At 63.4% G+C, this 18,258-nt stretch carries 20 protein-coding genes; 7 read left to right on the top strand and 13 right to left on the bottom strand.

Annotated features, from left to right (window positions below; all coding sequences use genetic code 11):
- Window positions 1-167 precede the first annotated feature (167 nt).
- Window positions 168-1,901: a group II intron reverse transcriptase/maturase gene (gene ltrA / locus QMX82_RS11225; RefSeq protein WP_026084029.1), complete on the top strand. Its 1,734-nt coding sequence runs from the start codon at window positions 168-170 to the stop codon at window positions 1,899-1,901.
- A gap of 148 nt (window positions 1,902-2,049) precedes the next feature.
- Entirely contained in the window at window positions 2,050-2,919 is an 870-nt protein-coding gene (gene trxA, locus QMX82_RS11230) for a thioredoxin (RefSeq protein ID WP_208693018.1), read from the top strand.
- Window positions 2,920-3,041: 122 nt separating this feature from the next.
- Here the strand turns inward: trxA and QMX82_RS11235 are convergent, their stop codons facing one another.
- Entirely contained in the window at window positions 3,042-3,398 is a 357-nt protein-coding gene (locus QMX82_RS11235; protein WP_282283456.1) for a hypothetical protein, read from the bottom strand.
- A 122-nt stretch (window positions 3,399-3,520) separates the two neighbouring features.
- Between QMX82_RS11235 and QMX82_RS11240 the strand changes: the two genes are divergently transcribed.
- The 5 genes from QMX82_RS11240 (at window position 3,521) to QMX82_RS11260 (ending at window position 7,342) form a co-directional block, all read left to right on the top strand.
- The gene (locus tag QMX82_RS11240; protein WP_282283458.1) at window positions 3,521-4,072 is read left to right on the top strand and encodes a ZrgA family zinc uptake protein; all 552 of its coding nucleotides are present in this window, start codon (window positions 3,521-3,523) and stop codon (window positions 4,070-4,072) included.
- Window positions 4,073-4,079: 7 nt separating this feature from the next.
- Window positions 4,080-4,787 carry an ABC transporter ATP-binding protein gene (locus QMX82_RS11245; RefSeq protein WP_282283460.1) on the top strand — a complete coding sequence of 236 codons (708 nt, stop codon included), beginning with the start codon at window positions 4,080-4,082 and terminating at the stop codon, window positions 4,785-4,787.
- A gap of 1 nt (window position 4,788) precedes the next feature.
- Window positions 4,789-6,042: an ABC transporter permease gene (locus QMX82_RS11250; RefSeq protein WP_282283461.1), complete on the top strand. Its 1,254-nt coding sequence runs from the start codon at window positions 4,789-4,791 to the stop codon at window positions 6,040-6,042.
- Window positions 6,043-6,055: 13 nt separating this feature from the next.
- Window positions 6,056-6,550, top strand: a complete 495-nt coding sequence (locus QMX82_RS11255; protein WP_282283464.1) for a DUF3299 domain-containing protein — start codon at window positions 6,056-6,058, stop codon at window positions 6,548-6,550.
- A gap of 96 nt (window positions 6,551-6,646) precedes the next feature.
- The gene (locus QMX82_RS11260) at window positions 6,647-7,342 is read left to right on the top strand and encodes an OmpW/AlkL family protein (protein ID WP_282283466.1); all 696 of its coding nucleotides are present in this window, start codon (window positions 6,647-6,649) and stop codon (window positions 7,340-7,342) included.
- A 91-nt stretch (window positions 7,343-7,433) separates the two neighbouring features.
- On the opposite strand, the gene QMX82_RS11265 is transcribed toward QMX82_RS11260, so the two are convergent.
- The 12 genes from QMX82_RS11265 to rplO form a co-directional block, all read right to left on the bottom strand.
- Window positions 7,434-8,363 (bottom strand): NAD-dependent epimerase/dehydratase family protein, encoded by a 930-nt coding sequence (locus QMX82_RS11265; RefSeq protein ID WP_208693024.1) that lies wholly within the window; start codon window positions 8,361-8,363, stop codon window positions 7,434-7,436.
- On the bottom strand, window positions 8,356-9,255 hold the full coding sequence (locus tag QMX82_RS11270; protein WP_282283469.1) for a sugar nucleotide-binding protein: 900 nt from the start codon (window positions 9,253-9,255) through the stop codon (window positions 8,356-8,358). The genes QMX82_RS11265 and QMX82_RS11270 overlap by 8 nt, the downstream gene beginning before the upstream one ends.
- An 87-nt stretch (window positions 9,256-9,342) precedes the next feature.
- A complete protein-coding gene (gene yccS, locus QMX82_RS11275; RefSeq protein ID WP_208693026.1) occupies window positions 9,343-11,547 on the bottom strand; it encodes a YccS family putative transporter in 2,205 nt (734 codons plus the stop codon).
- Between the two features lie 145 nt (window positions 11,548-11,692).
- Window positions 11,693-13,150: a catalase gene (locus QMX82_RS11280; protein ID WP_282283474.1), complete on the bottom strand. Its 1,458-nt coding sequence runs from the start codon at window positions 13,148-13,150 to the stop codon at window positions 11,693-11,695.
- Window positions 13,151-13,342: 192 nt separating this feature from the next.
- Window positions 13,343-13,732 (bottom strand): 50S ribosomal protein L17, encoded by a 390-nt coding sequence (gene rplQ / locus QMX82_RS11285; protein WP_007161227.1) that lies wholly within the window; start codon window positions 13,730-13,732, stop codon window positions 13,343-13,345.
- Between the two features lie 44 nt (window positions 13,733-13,776).
- Window positions 13,777-14,778, bottom strand: coding sequence for a DNA-directed RNA polymerase subunit alpha (locus QMX82_RS11290; protein ID WP_017640290.1), 1,002 nt, complete (start codon window positions 14,776-14,778; stop codon window positions 13,777-13,779).
- A gap of 22 nt (window positions 14,779-14,800) precedes the next feature.
- Window positions 14,801-15,421, bottom strand: a complete 621-nt coding sequence (rpsD, locus tag QMX82_RS11295; RefSeq protein WP_208693028.1) for a 30S ribosomal protein S4 — start codon at window positions 15,419-15,421, stop codon at window positions 14,801-14,803.
- Between the two features lie 16 nt (window positions 15,422-15,437).
- Window positions 15,438-15,827, bottom strand: coding sequence for a 30S ribosomal protein S11 (gene rpsK, locus QMX82_RS11300; RefSeq protein WP_003281811.1), 390 nt, complete (start codon window positions 15,825-15,827; stop codon window positions 15,438-15,440).
- Between the two features lie 30 nt (window positions 15,828-15,857).
- Window positions 15,858-16,214: a 30S ribosomal protein S13 gene (gene rpsM / locus QMX82_RS11305; protein WP_017640288.1), complete on the bottom strand. Its 357-nt coding sequence runs from the start codon at window positions 16,212-16,214 to the stop codon at window positions 15,858-15,860.
- A 130-nt stretch (window positions 16,215-16,344) separates the two neighbouring features.
- Window positions 16,345-16,461 carry a 50S ribosomal protein L36 gene (gene rpmJ / locus QMX82_RS11310; protein ID WP_002555468.1) on the bottom strand — a complete coding sequence of 39 codons (117 nt, stop codon included), beginning with the start codon at window positions 16,459-16,461 and terminating at the stop codon, window positions 16,345-16,347.
- Between the two features lie 30 nt (window positions 16,462-16,491).
- Window positions 16,492-17,823: a preprotein translocase subunit SecY gene (secY, locus tag QMX82_RS11315; RefSeq protein WP_133860560.1), complete on the bottom strand. Its 1,332-nt coding sequence runs from the start codon at window positions 17,821-17,823 to the stop codon at window positions 16,492-16,494.
- Window positions 17,824-18,258 (bottom strand): 50S ribosomal protein L15, encoded by a 435-nt coding sequence (rplO, locus tag QMX82_RS11320; RefSeq protein WP_133860559.1) that lies wholly within the window; start codon window positions 18,256-18,258, stop codon window positions 17,824-17,826. It lies immediately after the preceding gene.

Genomic DNA, 18,258 nt, shown 5'->3' on the forward strand with positions numbered 1-18,258 from the left:
GGCGGCATATCGGTTGAAACATCATCGACAGGGGCAACCCTGGCTGACGTGCACCTGGTTTACGGGCGCATGATCTAGTGCTGATTTCCAGCGAAACGACCCTAGGGGTGACTTCAACCCCTAGGGGAGAAGTCCGTCCCGAAGGTTACTGACCTGAGGAGGACTGTATGAATACGCAACCAGCAACATCGGTTTCGTCTGCGTCTCCTGACGGCGTGAAGGGCTGGCACGATCTCGATTGGGCCAAGATCCAAATCTCCGTTCGGAAAACGCAGTTGAAGATTGCGCAGGCAACAATGGCCGGTGACTGGCGTAGGGTTAAACGCCTGCAACGGTTACTGACCCATTCGTTTTATGGCCGCTGTATGGCTGTAAGACGGGTGACGGAAAACCGGGGTCGCAAGACTCCGGGCGTCGATGGAGAAACCTGGGGGACGCCTCCAGCCAAGCTCCACGCCGCGAAGCGTCTATCGGAGAAACGAGGCTATCGGCCCAAACCGCTAAAGAGGGTTTGGATACCGAAGCCAGGGAAGAAGGAAAAGCGCCCGCTAGGCATACCGACGATGTTTGATCGGGCCATGCAAGCGCTCTACCTGTCCGCCCTGGAACCTGTCATCGAAAGCACCAGCGACCCGAAAAGTTTCGGCTTCCGGCCGGATCGCTCGACCGCTGATGCGATGGTTGAAATCTTTCAGTTAATGTCGCAAGACGACTCACCTGTGTGGGTTCTGGAAGGTGACATCAAGGGGTTCTTCGACAACATCAATCACGAGTGGCTGTGCCAGAACGTCCCTATGGACAAAAAGGTACTGCGGCTGTGGTTGAAGGCCGGGGTAATTGACCGGCGACACTTCATGGCTACGGAGGCCGGGACGCCACAAGGTGGGATTATTTCGCCCTGTTTGGCTAACGCCACCCTTAACGGTTTGGAGAAGCAGCTCAAAGGTCATCTGGCCAGAAAGCTAGCGGGTACCAACGCCGATACGCCCAGAGTGCATGTGGTGCGATACGCGGACGACTTCATCATCACAGCGGCTACCAAAGAGCTGTTGACTGACGAGGTCATACCTTGGGTCGAGCATTTCCTGTCGGTACGAGGGGTGAGCTTGTCCGAAGAGAAAACGCAGATAACCCACATCCTTCAGGGCTTTGATTTCCTAGGGTGGAATTTCAGGAAATACGTGCCGAAATCGCCTTACCGACGGACCAAGCTGTTTACCAAACCCTCGAAGAAGAACATCTCGACGTTCTATCGAAAGGTAAGGGACATAGTGAGATCCAGTGGGGCTCTGACTCAGGAAGAGTTGATCGGCCGTCTGAACCCGGTACTACGAGGGTGGGCTCAATACCATTCTCAGGCTGTTGCTAAAGCCACCTTCAAGAAACTAGATAACTTGATTTTCTGGTTGCTACGAAGGTGGGCGAAGCGCCGACACCCGAAGAAGCTAGCTACGTGGAGCTGGAACAAATACTTCCATTCCATCGGCGGGCGGAAACAGGTGTTCGCGCATCCCTATAGAGGCAAGAAGGGAGAGAGAAAGTATCGTGAGCTTTATGAGCTAGCGAAGACCGTAATCAAGCGCCAAAAGCGTCTATCAGGCGGGTACCACCCGTACGACGCTGCGCTTGAGCAGAAATGGGAAAAGCTAAGGGTCCAAAGGATGCAGCACAAGCTGCGTTTCAGGAAACAAATCCTAAGCCTTTACCGGCGCCAGAAAGGGAACTGCGCTCTGTGCGGTCACGCGATTACCAGGGAAACGGGCTGGGACGACCACCATGTCATTCGACGGGTGGACGGCGGCAAGGACACTCTGAAAAATCGCGTACTTCTCCATCCCAACTGTCACTCGCTGATTCACAGCCAGCGTAAACAAGTGACTCTGCGACACAGCGGTCTGTAATGATAGGATCGTTAGTCAACGTTGCCGGTCAGCCTCTGGGCTGACTTTTCGTAAGCTTGAGCCGTGTGCTGTGAAAGTCGCAAGCACGGTTCTTAGGGGGCTCCGGATCAGGAATGATCTGGGGCCACCCGCCTCTGCCGAGTCCGCCATGAGCCAGGTCCCCTACATTTTCGACGCCACCCTCGACACCTTCCAGCAACAGGTCATCGACGCCTCCTTCAGCACCCCGGTGCTGGTGGACTTCTGGGCCGAGTGGTGCGCGCCCTGCAAGGTGCTGATGCCGCTGCTGGCCAAGATCACCGAGTCCTATGGCGGCGCCCTGCACCTGGCCAAGGTCAACTGCGACATCGAGCAGGAACTGGTGATGAGATTCGGCATCCGCAGCCTGCCCACGGTGGTGCTGTTCAAGGATGGCCAGCCGGTGGACGGCTTCGCCGGCGCCCAGCCCGAATCGGCCATCCGCGCCCTGCTCGAACCCCATGTCCAGGCCTTGCCGCCGGCCGAGGAAGATCCGCTGGACGCCGCCCAGGCGCTGTTCGCCGAGGGCCGTTTCGCCGAGGCCGAGGCGCTGCTCAAGGCGCTGCTCGAAGAAGACAACAGTGATGCCCTGGCGCTGATCCTCTATGCCCGCTGCCTGGCCGAGCGCAACGAACTGGACGATGCCCAGGCAGTGCTGGACGCGGTCAAGGGCGACGAACACAAGCAGGCCTTGGCCGGCGCCCGGGCCCAGCTGACCTTCCTGCGCCAGGCCGCCAGCCTGCCGGAGGTGGCTGACCTCAAGAGTCGCCTGGCGCGCGATGCCGGCGACGATGAAGCCGCCTACCAGCTGGCCGTACAGCAACTGGCCCGCCAGCAGTACGAACCGGCCCTGGATGGTCTGCTGGACCTGTTCCGCCGCAATCGCGGCTACGGTGACGACCTGCCGCGCAAGACCCTGGTGCAGGTCTTCGATCTGCTGGGCAACGATCACCCGCTAGTCGCCACCTATCGCCGCCGCCTGTACCAGGCGCTGTACTAGGCGCCTGTCGATAACGGCTGCGTCGCCCTGGGCGCAGCCTTGTCCACAGCGCCAGCCTGGCGCTGTGGACGCTTGTGCAGCATGGAAACCGCGCAGCGTTTTCCACTCACCTACCTTCAGCCTCATCCCTGCCAGATATAGAACTGCGCCTCCCCCACCCGCTCCATGCGCACCTGGGGACTATGCCTCAGCCGGACCAGCAGCTGCTTGGCCACGCCCAGATTGCCGGTCAGCTTTTCCAGGGCCACCAGGATGTCCGGTCCGCTGAGGCGGCCAGCCTGGCTGAGCAGCTTCACCACCTGGTCCCAGAGCATGTCGCCGCCCGACTTGGGCCCGCTGGCGGCGGCGGCCACCGCCGCAGCAGGGAGGGACGCCGCTGTCGGCTGCAGGGCTGCGGCCAGGCGCTGCCAGTCGGCCTCGTCCAGCTCCACCGTGAGATCCACGGGCTGGCTGCCGATGGTTCCGCGAATGCGTACCATGGTGTTCTCCTCGTCGTGCAGAGGCCCATGCTCCCACAGCCACCGGCCGACGCCAAACCGAGGTTGCGACAGGCAAATGCAACAACATAACATAGCGCCTTTCCGCCCACTGGAAGCCATCCATGCGCCTGCCCCTGCTGACCCTCTGCCTCGCCGCCGCGCTCGCTCAACCGACCTTTGCCCAAGGCACCGATAGTGACCATGACGAACACGAGCACGGTGCCCTGGGCGCCCATGTGCACGGCGAATCCCACCTCGACCTGGCCCAGACGGAAACCGGCCTGGAATTGCAGTGGCGCAGTCCGGCGGCTGATCTGCTGGGCTTCGAACATGCCCCGCGCAACCAGCAGGAAGAGGACGCCGTCGCGGCCCTGCGCCAAAGCCTGGAGAATCCCCAGGCGCTGGTGCAGCTGCCCGCGGCCGCCGATTGCCGCCTGACCGCGGCCAGCGCCATCAGCCCGCTGTTCGCCAAGGACGCCAGCGCCAGCGGCCATCTCGACGTGGACGCCAGCATGAGCTTCAGCTGCAGCAAACCGGGCGCGCTCGCCAGCCTGGATCTCTCCGGCTGGTTCGCCCGCTTCCCCAACAGCCACAGTGTCGAGGTCCAGGCCATCGTCGCCAGCGGTCAGCAAGGCGCCGAACTGACCGCCAAGCAACCGCAGCTGAAATGGTAAGGCGGTCGTGACCTCCGCCCCCCTGGTCGAGATCCAGGACCTCGGCTTCGCCTGGCCGGGCCAGGCGGAATGCCTGGACATCCGGCACTTCCAGCTGGCACCCGGCGAAGCACTGTTTCTCGAAGGCCCTTCGGGCAGTGGCAAGACCACCCTGCTCGGCCTGCTGGGTGGCGTGCAGCGCCCCGGTCGCGGCCAGGTGCGCCTGCTCGGTCAGGATCTGGGAGCACTCGCCACCGCCCGGCGCGATCGTTTTCGCGTCGACCACTCCGGCTTTCTCTTCCAGCAATTCAACCTGCTGCCCTTTCTCTCGGTGCTGGACAACATCCTGCTGCCCTGCCAGTTCTCGGCGCTGCGCCGCGAGCGCGCCACCGCGCGGCACGGCGATCCGCGGGGTGCGGCCCTGACCCTGCTCTGCGCCCTGGGGCTGAGCGATCCCGACCTGCCCCGGCGTCCGGCGCGGGAACTCTCCATCGGTCAGCAGCAGCGGGTCGCCGCCGCGCGCGCCCTGATCGGCCAACCGGAGCTGGTGATCGCCGACGAACCCACCTCGGCACTGGATACCGATCACCGCGATGCCTTCCTGCAGCTGCTGTTCGCCGAGTGCGCCGCCGCCGGCGCCGGCCTGCTGTTCGTCAGCCACGACCGCAGCCTGGCCGATCGCTTCGATCGCCACCTGACCCTGGCCCAACTCAACGCCGCCCGGCCGGAGACCTAGGATGCCGCTTCTGCAACTGGCCTGGGCCAGCCTGCGCAATCGTCGCGCCACCGCCCTCCTCACCGTCTTCACCATCGCCGTCTCGGTGGCTCTGCTGCTGGGCGTCGAACGCTTGCGCACCGAGGCCAAGGCCAGCTTCGCCAGCACCATCGCCGGTACCGACCTGGTGGTGGGCGCCCGCTCCGGTGCGGTCAATCTGCTGCTCTACTCGGTGTTCCGCATCGGCAATGCCACCAACAACATCCGCTGGGAGAGCTACGAGAAGCTCGCCGCCGATCCCCGCGTCGCCTGGACCATCCCGCTGTCCCTCGGCGACTCCCACCGCGGCTACCGGGTGCTGGGTACCGACGGCAACTACTTCGCCCACTATCACTACGGGCGCAACCAGCCGCTGCGGCTGGCCCAGGGTCGCCCCTTCAACGACGTCTTCGAGGTGGTGCTGGGCGCCGAGGTGGCCAAGGCGCTGCACTATCAACTGGGCGACAGGGTCGTGCTGGCCCATGGTGTCGCCACCATCAGCCTGACCGAGCATAGCGACCACCCCTTCACGGTGGTCGGCATCCTCGCCCCCACCGGTACCCCCGTCGACCGCACCCTGCACATCCCGCTGAGCGGCATGACCGCCCTGCACCTGGACTGGCGCGGTGGCATGCCCGGTCCTGCGCTGAGCGACGCCGAGGTGCGCCGGCGCGATCTCACGCCCCAGGACCTGACCGCCGCCCTGGTCGGCCTCAAGAGTCGGGTGGCCACCTTTGCCGTGCAGCGCGCGGTCAACGACTACCGCGGCGAGCCGCTGCTGGCCATCCTGCCCGGCGTGGCCCTGCAGGAACTCTGGGGTCTGCTCGGCACGGCGGAACAGGCGCTGCTGGTGATGTCGCTGTGCGTGGTGCTCACCGGGCTGGTGGGCATGCTCACCGCCCTGCTCGCCAGCCTCAACGAACGACGCCGGGAGATGGCCATCCTGCGCTCGGTGGGTGCCCAGCCGCGTCATCTGTTCGGCCTGCTGCTGGCCGAAGCCCTGGCCCTCACCCTGGCCGGCTGTCTCGCCGGGCTGGCGCTGCTCTATGGCGCCATCGCCCTGGGCCGGCCCTGGCTGCTGGCGGAATACGGCCTGGCATTGCCGCTGGACTGGCCCTCGCTCTACGATGGGCAACTGCTCGGCGGTATCCTGCTCGCGGCGCTGGTGCTCGGCTGCATTCCGGCCTGGCGCGGCTGTCGCCAGGCCCTCACGGACGGGTTGTCCGTGCGTTTGTAGACGAGGCTTCCCCATGCGCCTGGTGCTCCTGCTGTTGCTCTGCTGGCTGTCCTGCGCCCAGGCCGACCCCCGCCAACTCGCCTGGCGCGAACTGGTGCCGGCCGATGCGCCGCGCTTCAATCCCGGCAGCGTCGACCACGGCCTCGGCGAAGACGGCCCGGCCGCCAGCCAGCCCTGGCCGGACGCGCCCACGGTGGCCGTCCTGGACGGCCAGGAGGTGCGCCTGCCCGGCTACGTGGTGCCGCTGATGGTCACCGAAGAGGGCGAGGTCACCGAATTCCTGCTGGTCCCCTATTACGGCGCCTGCATCCACGTACCACCGCCGCCCGGCAATCAGATCGTCTACGTCAAGGGCAGCCACGATCTCTGGCTGTCCAAGCTGCACCTGCCCTACTGGGTGGAAGGCCGCCTGGGCGTGAGCACCCAGCGCAGCGAGGTGGCCGTCGCCGGCTACTGGCTGCAGGCCCAGCGCATCCAGCCCTACCTCCTCAAGGGCGACGGCTCCTGAGGGATCTGCCCTGCCCTTGAGCGAGATCAAGAGTCCGTCGTTCCGGCTTCGCTAGGCTGCTCCCAGCCATTTTTCAATGCCTTCGGAGCCCTCGCCATGCGTCCTCTCTTCCGTCTCAGCCTGCTCGCCCTCGCCCTCGCGCTGGCCGCCCCCTTCGCCCAGGCTCACCAGGCCGGCGACATCATCCTGCGCGCCGGCGCCATCACCGTGGATCCCCACGAGCGCAGCTCCGACGTCAAGATCGACAGAGGCGCCCTGAGTGGCGCCAATCTGGGCGGCAAGGCGACCATGGACAGCGACACCCAGCTGGGGCTGAACGTCGCCTACATGCTCACCGATCACCTGGGCCTCGAATTGCTGGCGGCCACGCCCTTCGAGCACCAGGTCAACATCAAGGGCACCGGGCTCGACGCCGCCAATGGCAAGCTGGGCAGCCTCAAGCACCTGCCGCCGACGCTGAGCCTGGTCTACTACCCGCTGGACGCCAAGGCGACGTTCCAGCCCTATGTCGGCGCCGGCCTCAATTACACCTGGATCTATGACGAGCACGTCGGCAGCAGCGCCAGTGCGGCCGGTTTCGACAACTTCCGCGCCGACAACTCCTGGGGTTGGTCCGCCCAGGTCGGTGCCGATCTCATGCTCACCGACCGGGTGATGCTCAATGCCCAGATCCGCTACATCGACATCGCCACCACCGCCCACGTCGACAACACCGCCCTCGGCGCCCGCGCCAAGGTCGATCTGGACGTGGATCCCTGGGTCTACATGGTCGGCCTGGGCTATCGCTTCTAGCTCACCACCAGCCATTCGCGCCGCAGGTTGGCGCTGAGACGGCTCCAGCGGCGAAGCCCAACAGGCCAGGGCTTGCCCCCGGCCTCGCCGGCTAGTCCCTTAGCAGCGCTGCCAGCCCCGTCCCCATGCCGGTGGGCTGGCTGAAATCGAAACGCTCGCGCAGGCGGCTGTTATCCGCCTTCGAATGCCGGATGTCCCCCGCCCGCGCGGCCCCATGGGTCACCTGCGGCAGGCCACCGAGCACCTGGCCGATCTCCGCCAGCAGGCCGTTCAGGCTGATGGTCTCGCCGCGCCCCACGTTCACCGCGCCGGCCGTTACTTCGGCGGCTTCCAGCGCCTGCACCAGGATGCCCACCAGATCGGCGACATAGACGAAATCGCGGGTCTGCTCGCCGTCGCCGAACACCGTGATCGGCGTCTGGCGGCGGGCACGCTCGGTAAAGATGCTGATCACCCCGGAATAGGGCGAAGACGGATCCTGCCGTGGGCCGTAGATGTTGAAAAAGCGGAAAATCGCCGGCTCCAGCCCGTGCTCGCGGCGATAGAAGTCGAAGTAGTACTCGCCGGCCAGTTTGTCGGCCGCATAGGGCGTCAGGGGCGCCTTGGGCAGCTCTTCGTCGATGGCCTGGCCCTGACCGTTGGCGCCATAGACCGCCGCGCTGGAGGCATAGACCACGCGCTTGATGCCGGCCTTGCGCATGGCCTCGCACAGATTCAGGGTACCGATGAAATTGGCTCGGTGGGTACCCACCGGGTCTTCCACCGACGCCTGCACCGAGGCCACCGCGGCCAGGTGCACCACCGCGGCACAGCCGGCCACTGCGGCTTCCAGCGTCGTGGCATCGGCCACGTCGCCCACCCGCAGTTCGATCCGGTCGTTGTCCAGCGGCAGATTCTCGCGCTTGCCGGTGCTGAGATCGTCCAGCACTCGCACCCGCCGGCCCCGCGCCAGCAGCGCGTCGGCCAGATGGGAGCCGATGAAGCCGGCACCGCCAGTGATCAGAATGGGCGCATCACTCATGGAAACCTACCTCGTCCTGCCGAAAGCCCTGCAACAGCGCGGGCAGCTCCTGCTGCCAGCGCCGCGCCTTGATTCCAAAGGTGTTGAGCAGCTTGCGACTGATCAACACCCCCTGTTGTGGTTCTTCCCCGGCATCCGCACGCTCGAGGTGCGTCACCTCCTGCCATTCGCAGCGCACCGGCCGGTCGAATTCCTGCCAGAGCTGGGCGACGGTCTCGGCCAGGCCCAATTCCGATACCGCTTCCTGGGCGCCGTAGTGATAGGTCCCCCAGAGCGGCGCGCCGCAGTCGAGCTGCTTGACCACGGCCAGCAGTACCCGGGCGGCATCGCCCACGGTGGTCGGATTGCCGCGCCGGTCGCCCGCCATCGGCACCACCTGCTCGGCGCCGAGCTGCTGCAGCAGACGCCCCAGGCGCCCGTCGCGGGAGTCGTCCAGCACCCAGCCCAGGCGCAGCAGGATATGCATCGGGCACAGCGCCCGCACCAGTTGCTCGACCCGCCAGAGCGCTTCGCCCCGCCCCCCGGGGGGCCGTGGAAGATCCTTTTCACTATAGCCGGCCACGCGCGAGCCATCGAACAGCTGATAACTGGACGGTTGGATCAGCGGAATCTGATAGTGCTGGCAGAGCCCTGCCAGGCGCTGGACGGCCAGCGCCTGGCGCTGCATCAGGGCCGGGTCGAAGTCCGCAGTCTGCAACCAGTCGCGGTAGTAGGCGAGATTGATCACCGCTCCCGGCCGGACCTGGTCGAGGACCTCGGTCAGTCCGGCAGCGTACCAGCCCTCCGCGGGAGTCTCGGGGGCGACGAATTCGATGCCCGCTTCGGCACCGGCGGCGAGTAGCGCCTTGCCCAGGGCGCTCTCCCCGCCCACTACTAGAAGACGCATACGCATGTGTTGGAACAGCCTTCAAACCAGCTTGGACAGGCGTCGAAAGATTCGACGGACATCGGTCAACATAGCGCGTCGCGCCAACCTTGCTCAAGCACCGGCGGCAACCGCTGCCGGTTCCTGGCGGGTTTGTTCGCGCAGGGTATGGTTGGCGGCGCTTTTCAGATTGGGCAGCAACCGGCAGATCAGCGCCAGCTGGGTGCACACCAGTCGATAGCCGTCGTCGTTGTCATCCGCCGCGGCCTCCAGTTGGTCGGCCAGGCTGCTTTCCTCTTCAGCGGTCGGCGGCAGACTGCGCCGCTCCGCCACCGCTGCGGCGATGGCCTCCATGCCCTCGGCGATACGGGTCACGGCGCGCTCCACCAGGGCATCGTGCTCGGCCGCCTCCAGCTGGCGACGGTGCGCGCCCAGGGCCGACAGATAACCCAGCAAGGTGTTGGACAGCGCCAGATAGCGAAAGCCCGCTTCCAGGTTGCGCCGGAAATGCCCGGGATCGCGCAGCATGTTGGCCAGCGCCGCCGACAGCGTCGCATCGGCATTATGGGCATTGCGCCGCGCCACGCGGTAATCGAGATCGTCGCGCTTGCCGGTGCGGTACTGCTCGTGCAACCGGCGCAGATAGAGGGCGTTGGTGCGCAGGGTGTTGGCCATCACCAGATGCAGGCGGCGCCCCTGCCAGTCCGGCAGGACGAAGAACACCGCCAGTACCGCGATCAGGCAACCCAGCAGGGTATCCAGCAGCCGCGGCCAGATCAGCATGAAGCCGTTGCCCACCTGGTTGAAGCAGAACAGCACCATCAGGGTGATGGCGGCGGTGGCGATGGTGTAGCGATCGGTCCGGGTGATGAAGAACACCAGACCGGCGACCAGCGCCAGCAGCAGCTGGATCTCCGGCTGGGCGAACAGCTCCAGCAGGGCACTGCCCAGCAACAGCCCGATCACCGTGCCGACGATCCGCTGCACCAGCCGCACCCGGGTCGCCCCGTACTGCGGCCGGCAGACGAACACCGTGGTCAGCAGGATCCAGTAGCCATTGACCGGGTGGATCAGGTGCAGCACCCCATAGCCGGCCATCAGCGCCAGCGCCATGCGCAGGCCATGGCGGAACAGCAGCGAGGTCGGGGTCAGCTGCAGGCGGATACGCTGGAACACCTCGCGCAGCGAACGCGCCGCCGGATCCAGCAGGCTGGTATCCAGATCCGCCGCGCCCGAGTCGCTGTTGCCCGCCTCGGAAAATTGCCGCTCCAGGGTCGAGAGATTGTGCCCGAGCAGGTCCAGGGAGCGCAGCAGGCCGCGCCAGCGCGGATTCTGCTGCTGCTTGAGATACTCCAGCGAGGCCTGCAGATCGGTCAGCCCCTGCTGACTCTGCTGGCCATATTCGAAGGGCTGACCGAGGCGGATCGCCTCGCCCATGTTGCGGCAGGCCGCGGCCTGCAGCTTGAGCAGGCGCTGGCAGCGAAAGAGGATGTCGCTGTGAAAGAACGCCTCGGTCAGGGCGCTGTAGGGATAGTGCGAAGAACTGGCCCGCTCGTGGATGTCCTGCGCCATGAAATACAGACGGAAGTAGCGCCCTGAACGCGCGCCCGGCCGCCCCGAGCGGCCGAAGCGATTGAGGATGGTCGCCTTGGCCTGGTTCAGCGCCTGTACCACCTTGCCGTTCTGCTGGGCCAGCAGGACCCGCCGCCGATGCAGATCCACCCCGCGCACCGGTTCGAGCATCTCCGCCTTGAGCCGGAGCAGGGTCTCCAGCTCGCCATAGAGTGCGGACAGATTCTGCCGCACCGGCTGATGGGCGAACAGCGCGCACCAGAGCACCGAAAGCAGGCCGTACCACAGCGCCCCGGCCAGCAGGTGCGCCGGTTCGTACCACAACGGCACCTGGGTACCCAGCCGCTGATCCACGCCGATCATGGCGTAGATCGACAGGATCACCGTGGCCTGGGCGATGGACGCATAGCGCTCGCCGATGGCGCCGAGCATGGTCAGGCTGAAGGTGGCCAGGCCCAGGCCCGCCACAAAGATCCAGGGATAGGGAAACAGCAGTTCGACCGCGAAGGCGGCCACCGCGAAGCACAGCAGGGTGACCACCAGCGACTTGAGACGGCCCAGCCAGCTGTCATCGGTTTCCGCCAGGGCGCTGGCGATGATGCCGAGAAACACCGGCGACAACGCGCGCAGATCGCCCAGCGACCAGCAGACGGCCATGGCGCCGCTCAGGGCGACAAAGACGCGAACGCCATAGCTGGCCTTTTCGTGCGCCCAGAGCTGGCGCAAAGACACTCCAAACACAGTCATGACGGGAGAGCGAGCCTCGTGTTTTCGCGCTTGATGCGAACCTTAGCACTGCGACGTCGCAAGCGGCGTCCGAGACAGCCTTTCCCACACTTTTTTACGGACAAAAAAAGCCCGGCATCCGCCGGGCTCCTTCTACCCCGTTGGGTCAGGCCACTTCGCTGGGATCTATCCCCAGTCCCCTGGCCACTCCCATACCGTAGGCAGGGTCGGCCTTGAGGAAGTGACCGAGCTGCCGCAGCTGGACATCGCGGGTCACCGAAGCCATGGCACCAACGATATTGTCGATCAGCAACGTCTGCTGGTCCGCGTTCATCAGGCGGAACAGCGCTCCGGCCTGACTGTAGTAATCCTCATCCACCCGGTGGTCGTAGCGATCGGCCGGACCGGCGAAATTTAGCGCCGGCTCGCGATACTGCGGCGCCTGCCTGGGCGTATGGCCATAGCTGTTGGGCTCGTAGTTCGGCTGGGAACCACCATTGCCATCGAATCTCATGGCCCCGTCACGCTGGTTGTTGGCATAGGGGCAGCGCGGCGCATTGACCGGCAACTGCTGGTAGTTGGTTCCCACCCGATAACGCTGGGCATCGGCATAGGCGAACACGCGTCCCTGCAGCATGCGGTCCGGCGACAGGCCAATGCCCGGTACCACGTTGCTTGGCGCGAAGGACGCCTGCTCCACCTCGGCGAAGTAGTTCTGCGGATTGCGATTGAGCTCCAGCAGGCCAACCTCCTGCAGCGGATAGTCCTGCTGCGACCAGACCTTGGTGACGTCGAAAGGATTTTCGGCGCGACCGGCCGCTTCCTGCTCGCTCATCACCTGGATGCACAGCTTCCAGCGCGGGAATTCGCCGCGTTCGATGGCCTGGAACAGGTCGCGCTGGCTGTAGTCCGGATCGCTCCCGGCCAGACGTGCGGCCTCGGTCGGCGCCAGGTTCCTGATTCCCTGCTGGCTCTTGAAGTGAAACTTCACGAAGTGCCGTTCGCCCTGGGCATTGATCAGGCTGAAGGTATGGCTGCCGAATCCATGCATGAAGCGATAGCCATCCGGAATGCCGCGATCGGAAAACAGGATGGTCACCTGATGCAGCGACTCCGGCGACAGCGACCAGAAGTCCCACATCATCTGCGGACTCTTCAGATTGCTCCAGGGATCGCGCTTCTGGGTATGGATGAAGTCGGGAAACTTGAGCGGATCGCGGATGAAGAACACCGGGGTGTTGTTACCGACGATGTCCCAGTTGCCTTCTTCCATATAGAACTTCAGCGCGAAGCCACGCGGATCACGTTCGGTATCCGCCGAGCCGCGCTCACCGCCCACGGTGGAAAAGCGCAGGATGGTCTCGGTTTGCTTGCCGATACTGGCGAACAGCTTGGCACTGGAGAGATGGGTGATGTCCTGGGTGACGGTGAAGGTGCCATAGGCGGCGGAACCCTTGGCGTGCACGCGTCGCTCGGGAATGACTTCACGGTTGAAGTGCGCCAGCTTCTCGATCAGATGGAAGTCGTCGAGCATCAGCGGACCGCGTGGTCCGGCGGAGCGGGAATTCTGGTTGTCGGCCACCGGAATGCCGCTGGCGGTGGTGAGGTTCTTGGTATCGGTCACAGGCTGTCTCCCTTTGCATAGCGCTTGCTGATCGCGTGGGAGAAGTATCGCCAAGGCAATACTTTAGGACTAATTTATTGATCCTAGCATCCTGATAGAAAACCCAAGCAGAAGGGCCCTGCCTGCAGCTTCGCCAAACGCCAGGCATGAAAAAGCCGGGCAAGAGCCCGGCTTTTTCCAGAACAGCGCTACTTATTCAGCAGCTTGTTCCACGGTGCCGCCGACCGGACGGTCGATCAGCTCGACGTACGCCATGGGCGCATTGTCGCCAGCGCGGAAGCCGCACTTCAGGATACGCAGGTAGCCACCCGGACGGTTGGCGTAGCGCTTACCCAGGTCGTTGAACAGCTTGCCAACGGCAGCTTTCGAACGGGTGCGGTCGAAAGCCAGACGACGGTTGGCGACGCTGTCTTCCTTGGCCAGGGTGATCAGCGGCTCGGCAACGCGGCGCAGTTCCTTGGCTTTCGGCAGGGTAGTTTTGATCAGCTCGTGCTCGAACAGCGACACAGCCATGTTCTGAAACATGGCCTTGCGATGTGCGCTCGTGCGGCTCAGATGACGACCACTTTTACGATGACGCATGATTGAAATTCCTTCCCAAACTATCGTTCGGTGAACAATGACGATCAGGCAGTAGCCTTGTCGTCCTTCTTAAGGCTTGCAGGGGGCCAGTTGTCCAGGCGCATACCGAGCGACAGACCACGCGAGGCCAGAACGTCCTTGATTTCGGTCAGGGACTTCTTGCCCAGGTTCGGGGTCTTGAGCAGCTCCACTTCGGTACGCTGAATCAGGTCACCGATGTAGTAGATGTTCTCCGCCTTGAGGCAGTTGGCCGAACGAACGGTCAGTTCCAGATCGTCCACCGGACGCAGCAGGATCGGATCGATCTCGTCTTCCTGCTCGACCACGACCGGCTCGCTGTCACCCTTGAGGTCGACGAAGGCTGCCAGCTGCTGCTGCAGGATAGTGGCGGCACGACGGATGGCTTCTTCCGGATCCAGGGTACCGTTGGTTTCCAGGTCAAGCACAAGCTTGTCCAGGTTGGTACGCTGTTCGACCCGGGCGTTTTCCACCACATAGGCCACACGACGGACCGGGCTGAACGTAGCATCGAGCTGAAGACGACCGATTGCGCGGGTTTCGTCTTCTTCGCTCTGACGCGCGTCGGCGGGCTCATAGCCACGACCGCGAGCGATTTTCAGCTTCATGTTCAGCGAACCGTTGTCCGCCAGGTGAGCGATGACGTGATCGCCGTTGACGATCTCGACGTCGTGATCGACCTGAATGTCAGAGGCCAGAACTGGCCCCTGACCTTTCTTGCTCAGGCTCAGGGTGACTTCGTCACGGCCGTGCAACTTGATGGCCAGCCCCTTGAGATTGAGCAGGATCTCGATCACGTCTTCCTGCACGCCTTCGATGGCGCTGTACTCGTGCAGGACACCGTCGATCTCTGCTTCGACTACCGCGCAGCCAGGCATGGAGGACAACAGGATACGCCGTAGCGCGTTGCCCAAGGTATGGCCGAAACCACGCTCGAGAGGCTCGAGGGTGATCTTGGCACGGGTCTGACTAACCGCCTGCACATCGATATGGCGGGGGGTCAGGAACTCATTTACCGAACTCTGCATGGATGCACCTACTTTCTAGCCCTTACTTGGAGTAGAGCTCGACAATCAGGTTTTCGTTGATGTCGGCGGAGAGATCACCACGGGCCGGCACGTTCTTGAAGGTGCCTTCCTTTTTCTCGGTGCTCACTTCGACCCACTCAACCCGGCCACGCTGGCCGCACAGCTCGAGAGCTTGAGCGATACGCAGCTGGTTTTTGGCCTTTTCACGGACAGCGACGACGTCGCCGACCTTGACCTGATAGGAGGGAATGTTGACGGTCTGACCGTTAACGGTGATCGACTTGTGGGAGACCAGCTGGCGCGACTCAGCGCGAGTGGCACCGAAGCCCATGCGATACACCACGTTGTCCAGACGGCATTCGAGCAGTTGCAGCAGGTTTTCACCGGTAGCACCCTTGCGACGGGCAGCTTCCTGGTAGTAACCGGCGAACTGACGCTCGAGGACGCCATAGATACGGCGAACTTTCTGCTTTTCACGCAGCTGCAGACCGTAGTCGGACAGACGACCGCGACGCTGACCATGCTGGCCAGGAACGGTTTCCAGCTTGCACTTCGAGTCGAGGGCACGAGCGCCGCTCTTCAGGAAGAGGTCAGTGCCTTCGCGGCGGGACAGTTTGCACTTGGGACCAATGTAACGAGCCATTTCTCACTGTCTCCTATTACACGCGACGCTTCTTCGGCGGACGGCACCCGTTATGCGGGATAGGCGTCACGTCGGTGATGCTGGCGATCTTGTAACCACAGGCATTCAGGGCGCGAACAGCGGACTCACGGCCGGGGCCGGGACCTTTGACGTTCACGTCCAGATTCTTCAGACCATATTCCAGAGCGGCTTGGCCGGCACGTTCGGCTGCAATCTGGGCAGCGAACGGGGTGCTCTTACGGGAGCCACGGAAGCCGGAGCCACCGGAGGTCGCCCAGGACAATGCATTGCCCTGACGATCGGTGATGGTCACGATGGTGTTGTTGAAAGACGCATGGATGTGGGCGATGCCATCAACCACTGTCTTTTTGACTTTCTTACGAGGACGAGCAGCAGGTTTTGCCATGACTAGATTCCTGTCGATTCGCGGATGCGATTACTTGCGGATCGGCTTGCGCGGGCCCTTACGGGTACGGGCATTGGTCTTGGTGCGCTGACCACGGACCGGCAGACCACGGCGGTGACGCAGACCGCGGTAGCAACCCAGATCCATCAGGCGCTTGATGTTCATGTTGATTTCGCGGCGCAGGTCACCCTCGGTGAGGATTTTGGCGACCTCGTTACGCAGCTGATCGACCTGCTCGTCGCTCAGTTCTTTGATCTTGGCGGTCGGCTGGATGCCGGTGGCCGCGCAGATCTTCTGAGAGGTGGTGCGACCGACACCATAGATGTAGGTCAGCGAGATAACAGTGTGTTTGTTATCTGGAATGTTGACGCCTGCAATACGGGCCATTCAGAAAAACTCCAATTGACAGCTACCGACGCCCCGGAAGCCAAGAAAAGGGCGCGCGATATTAACGCTGTAGGAACAAATGATCAACCCGGCAGCACACTAGCTGCCGGGTTAGACGCGTGGTTCACACTCAGCCTTGGCGCTGCTTGTGACGCGGTTCAGCGCTGCAGATCACGCGCACGACGCCTTCGCGGCGAATGATCTTGCAGTTACGGCACAGCTTCTTGACCGATGCACGAACTTTCATGACAACTCCTCTAACCTTACGGATAACGGATCAGCGCATCATGCCGCCGCCGTAGCCCTTCAGGTTGGCTTTCTTCATCAGGGACTCGTATTGATGAGATACGAGATGGGATTGGACCTGAGACATGAAGTCCATGACCACTACCACCACGATCAGCAACGACGTCCCACCGAGATAGAACGGCACGTTCGCCGCGACCACCAGGAACTGGGGCAACAAGCACACCGCCGTCATGTACAGGGCACCGAACATAGTCAGTCGGGTCAGCACGCCATCGATATAGCGCGCGGACTGCTCACCAGGACGAATACCCGGAATGAACGCTCCGGATTTCTTCAGGTTCTCGGCCACGTCCTTGGGGTTGAACATCAGCGCTGTGTAGAAGAAGCAGAAGAAGATGATCCCTGCACTAAACAGCAAGATATTCAGCGGCTGACCGGGGGCGATGGCCTGAGCCACGTCCTGCAACCAGCCGAGACCCTCGGACTGACCGAACCACGAACCGAGCGATGCCGGGAACAGCAGGATGCTGCTGGCGAAGATCGCCGGAATGACCCCGGCCATGTTCACCTTGAGCGGCAGATGGCTGTTCTGCGCCGCGAAGACCTTGCGGCCCTGCTGACGCTTGGCGTAGTGCACGGCAATACGACGCTGCCCACGCTCGATGAACACCACGAAGGCGATGATGGCAACCGCCACCACACCCACCATGATCAGCGCGAAGATGTTGATATCGCCCTGCCGTGCCGACTCGAAGGACTGACCGATGGCGCGGGGCAAGCCCGCGACGATGCCGGCGAAGATCAGCATCGAGATGCCATTGCCGATACCGCGCTCGGTGATCTGCTCACCCAGCCACATCATGAACAGCGCGCCGGCGACAAACGTGGTGACAGCGACGAAATAGAAGCTGAAGCCCACGCTGAATGCGACGCCCTGACTGGCGAGTCCTACCGACATCCCGGTGGCCTGAACAAGCGCCAGAACCAGCGTGCCGTAACGGGTGTACTGGCTGATCTTGCGACGACCAGACTCACCCTCTTTCTTCAATTGCTCCAGCTGTGGGCTGATCGCGGTAAGCAGCTGCATGATGATCGAAGCCGAGATGTACGGCATGATCCCCAGTGCAAAGATGCTCATCCGCTCCAGCGCACCGCCAGAGAACATGTTGAAGAGGCTAAGAATGGTCCCCTCGTTCTGCCTGAACAGTGCAGCCAGCTGATCGGGATTGATACCCGGAACAGGGATGTGCGCACCGATCCTGTAGACGATGATCGCCAGGAACAGGAATCGGAGGCGGGTCCACAGCTCGGACATACCACCGGTCTTGCTGAGCGCAGAGAGAGCACCTTGCTTAGCCATTTATTCCTCGATCTTGCCGCCAGCTGCTTCGATGGCTGCACGTGCGCCCTTGGTGGCACGAATGCCCTTCAGGGTGACGGCACGAGTGACGTCGCCGGACAGCACAACCTTGACACGCTTGATGTCACGGCTGATCACGTTGGCGTCTTTCAGCGCCTGCAGATCGACCACATCGACATCAACCTTAGCCAGCTCGGAGGTACGAACCTCGGCACGGTCCAAGGCTTTCAGCGAAACGAAGCCGAACTTCGGCAGACGACGGTGCAGCGGCTGCTGGCCACCCTCGAAACCGGGGGCAACCTTGCCACCGGAACGGGAGGTCAGACCCTTGTGGCCGCGGCCACCGGTCTTGCCCAGGCCGCTACCGATACCACGACCGGGACGCAGCTTCTCGCGGCGAGCGCCGGGGGCGGAACGCAGATCATTCAATTTCAT

The sequence above is a fragment of the Pseudomonas sp. PS02302 genome (genome assembly GCF_029959585.1).
In the GTDB taxonomy this organism is placed as follows: Bacteria; Pseudomonadota; Gammaproteobacteria; order Pseudomonadales; family Pseudomonadaceae; genus Chryseomonas; species Chryseomonas aestiva.

Excerpts from the sequence above, each read along its gene's own strand:
- QMX82_RS11265 (WP_208693024.1), bottom strand. The coding sequence starts at position 8,363 with ATGAGTGATGCGCCCATTCTGATCACTGGCGGTGCCGGCTTCATCGGC.
- rpsM (WP_017640288.1), bottom strand. The coding sequence starts at position 16,214 with ATGGCCCGTATTGCAGGCGTCAACATTCCAGATAACAAACACACTGTT.
- QMX82_RS11270 (WP_282283469.1), bottom strand. The coding sequence starts at position 9,255 with ATGCGTATGCGTCTTCTAGTAGTGGGCGGGGAGAGCGCCCTGGGCAAG.
- QMX82_RS11240 (WP_282283458.1), top strand. The coding sequence starts at position 3,521 with ATGCGCCTGCCCCTGCTGACCCTCTGCCTCGCCGCCGCGCTCGCTCAA.
- rpsD (WP_208693028.1), bottom strand. The coding sequence starts at position 15,421 with ATGGCTCGTTACATTGGTCCCAAGTGCAAACTGTCCCGCCGCGAAGGC.
- QMX82_RS11260 (WP_282283466.1), top strand. The coding sequence starts at position 6,647 with ATGCGTCCTCTCTTCCGTCTCAGCCTGCTCGCCCTCGCCCTCGCGCTG.
- QMX82_RS11250 (WP_282283461.1), top strand. The coding sequence starts at position 4,789 with ATGCCGCTTCTGCAACTGGCCTGGGCCAGCCTGCGCAATCGTCGCGCC.
- QMX82_RS11255 (WP_282283464.1), top strand. The coding sequence starts at position 6,056 with ATGCGCCTGGTGCTCCTGCTGTTGCTCTGCTGGCTGTCCTGCGCCCAG.
- rplQ (WP_007161227.1), bottom strand. The coding sequence starts at position 13,732 with ATGCGTCATCGTAAAAGTGGTCGTCATCTGAGCCGCACGAGCGCACAT.
- ltrA (WP_026084029.1), top strand. The coding sequence starts at position 168 with ATGAATACGCAACCAGCAACATCGGTTTCGTCTGCGTCTCCTGACGGC.
- rpsK (WP_003281811.1), bottom strand. The coding sequence starts at position 15,827 with ATGGCAAAACCTGCTGCTCGTCCTCGTAAGAAAGTCAAAAAGACAGTG.
- QMX82_RS11290 (WP_017640290.1), bottom strand. The coding sequence starts at position 14,778 with ATGCAGAGTTCGGTAAATGAGTTCCTGACCCCCCGCCATATCGATGTG.
- secY (WP_133860560.1), bottom strand. The coding sequence starts at position 17,823 with ATGGCTAAGCAAGGTGCTCTCTCTGCGCTCAGCAAGACCGGTGGTATG.
- rpmJ (WP_002555468.1), bottom strand. The coding sequence starts at position 16,461 with ATGAAAGTTCGTGCATCGGTCAAGAAGCTGTGCCGTAACTGCAAGATC.
- trxA (WP_208693018.1), top strand. The coding sequence starts at position 2,050 with ATGAGCCAGGTCCCCTACATTTTCGACGCCACCCTCGACACCTTCCAG.
- QMX82_RS11235 (WP_282283456.1), bottom strand. The coding sequence starts at position 3,398 with ATGGTACGCATTCGCGGAACCATCGGCAGCCAGCCCGTGGATCTCACG.
- rplO (WP_133860559.1), bottom strand. The coding sequence starts at position 18,258 with ATGAAATTGAATGATCTGCGTTCCGCCCCCGGCGCTCGCCGCGAGAAG.
- yccS (WP_208693026.1), bottom strand. The coding sequence starts at position 11,547 with ATGACTGTGTTTGGAGTGTCTTTGCGCCAGCTCTGGGCGCACGAAAAG.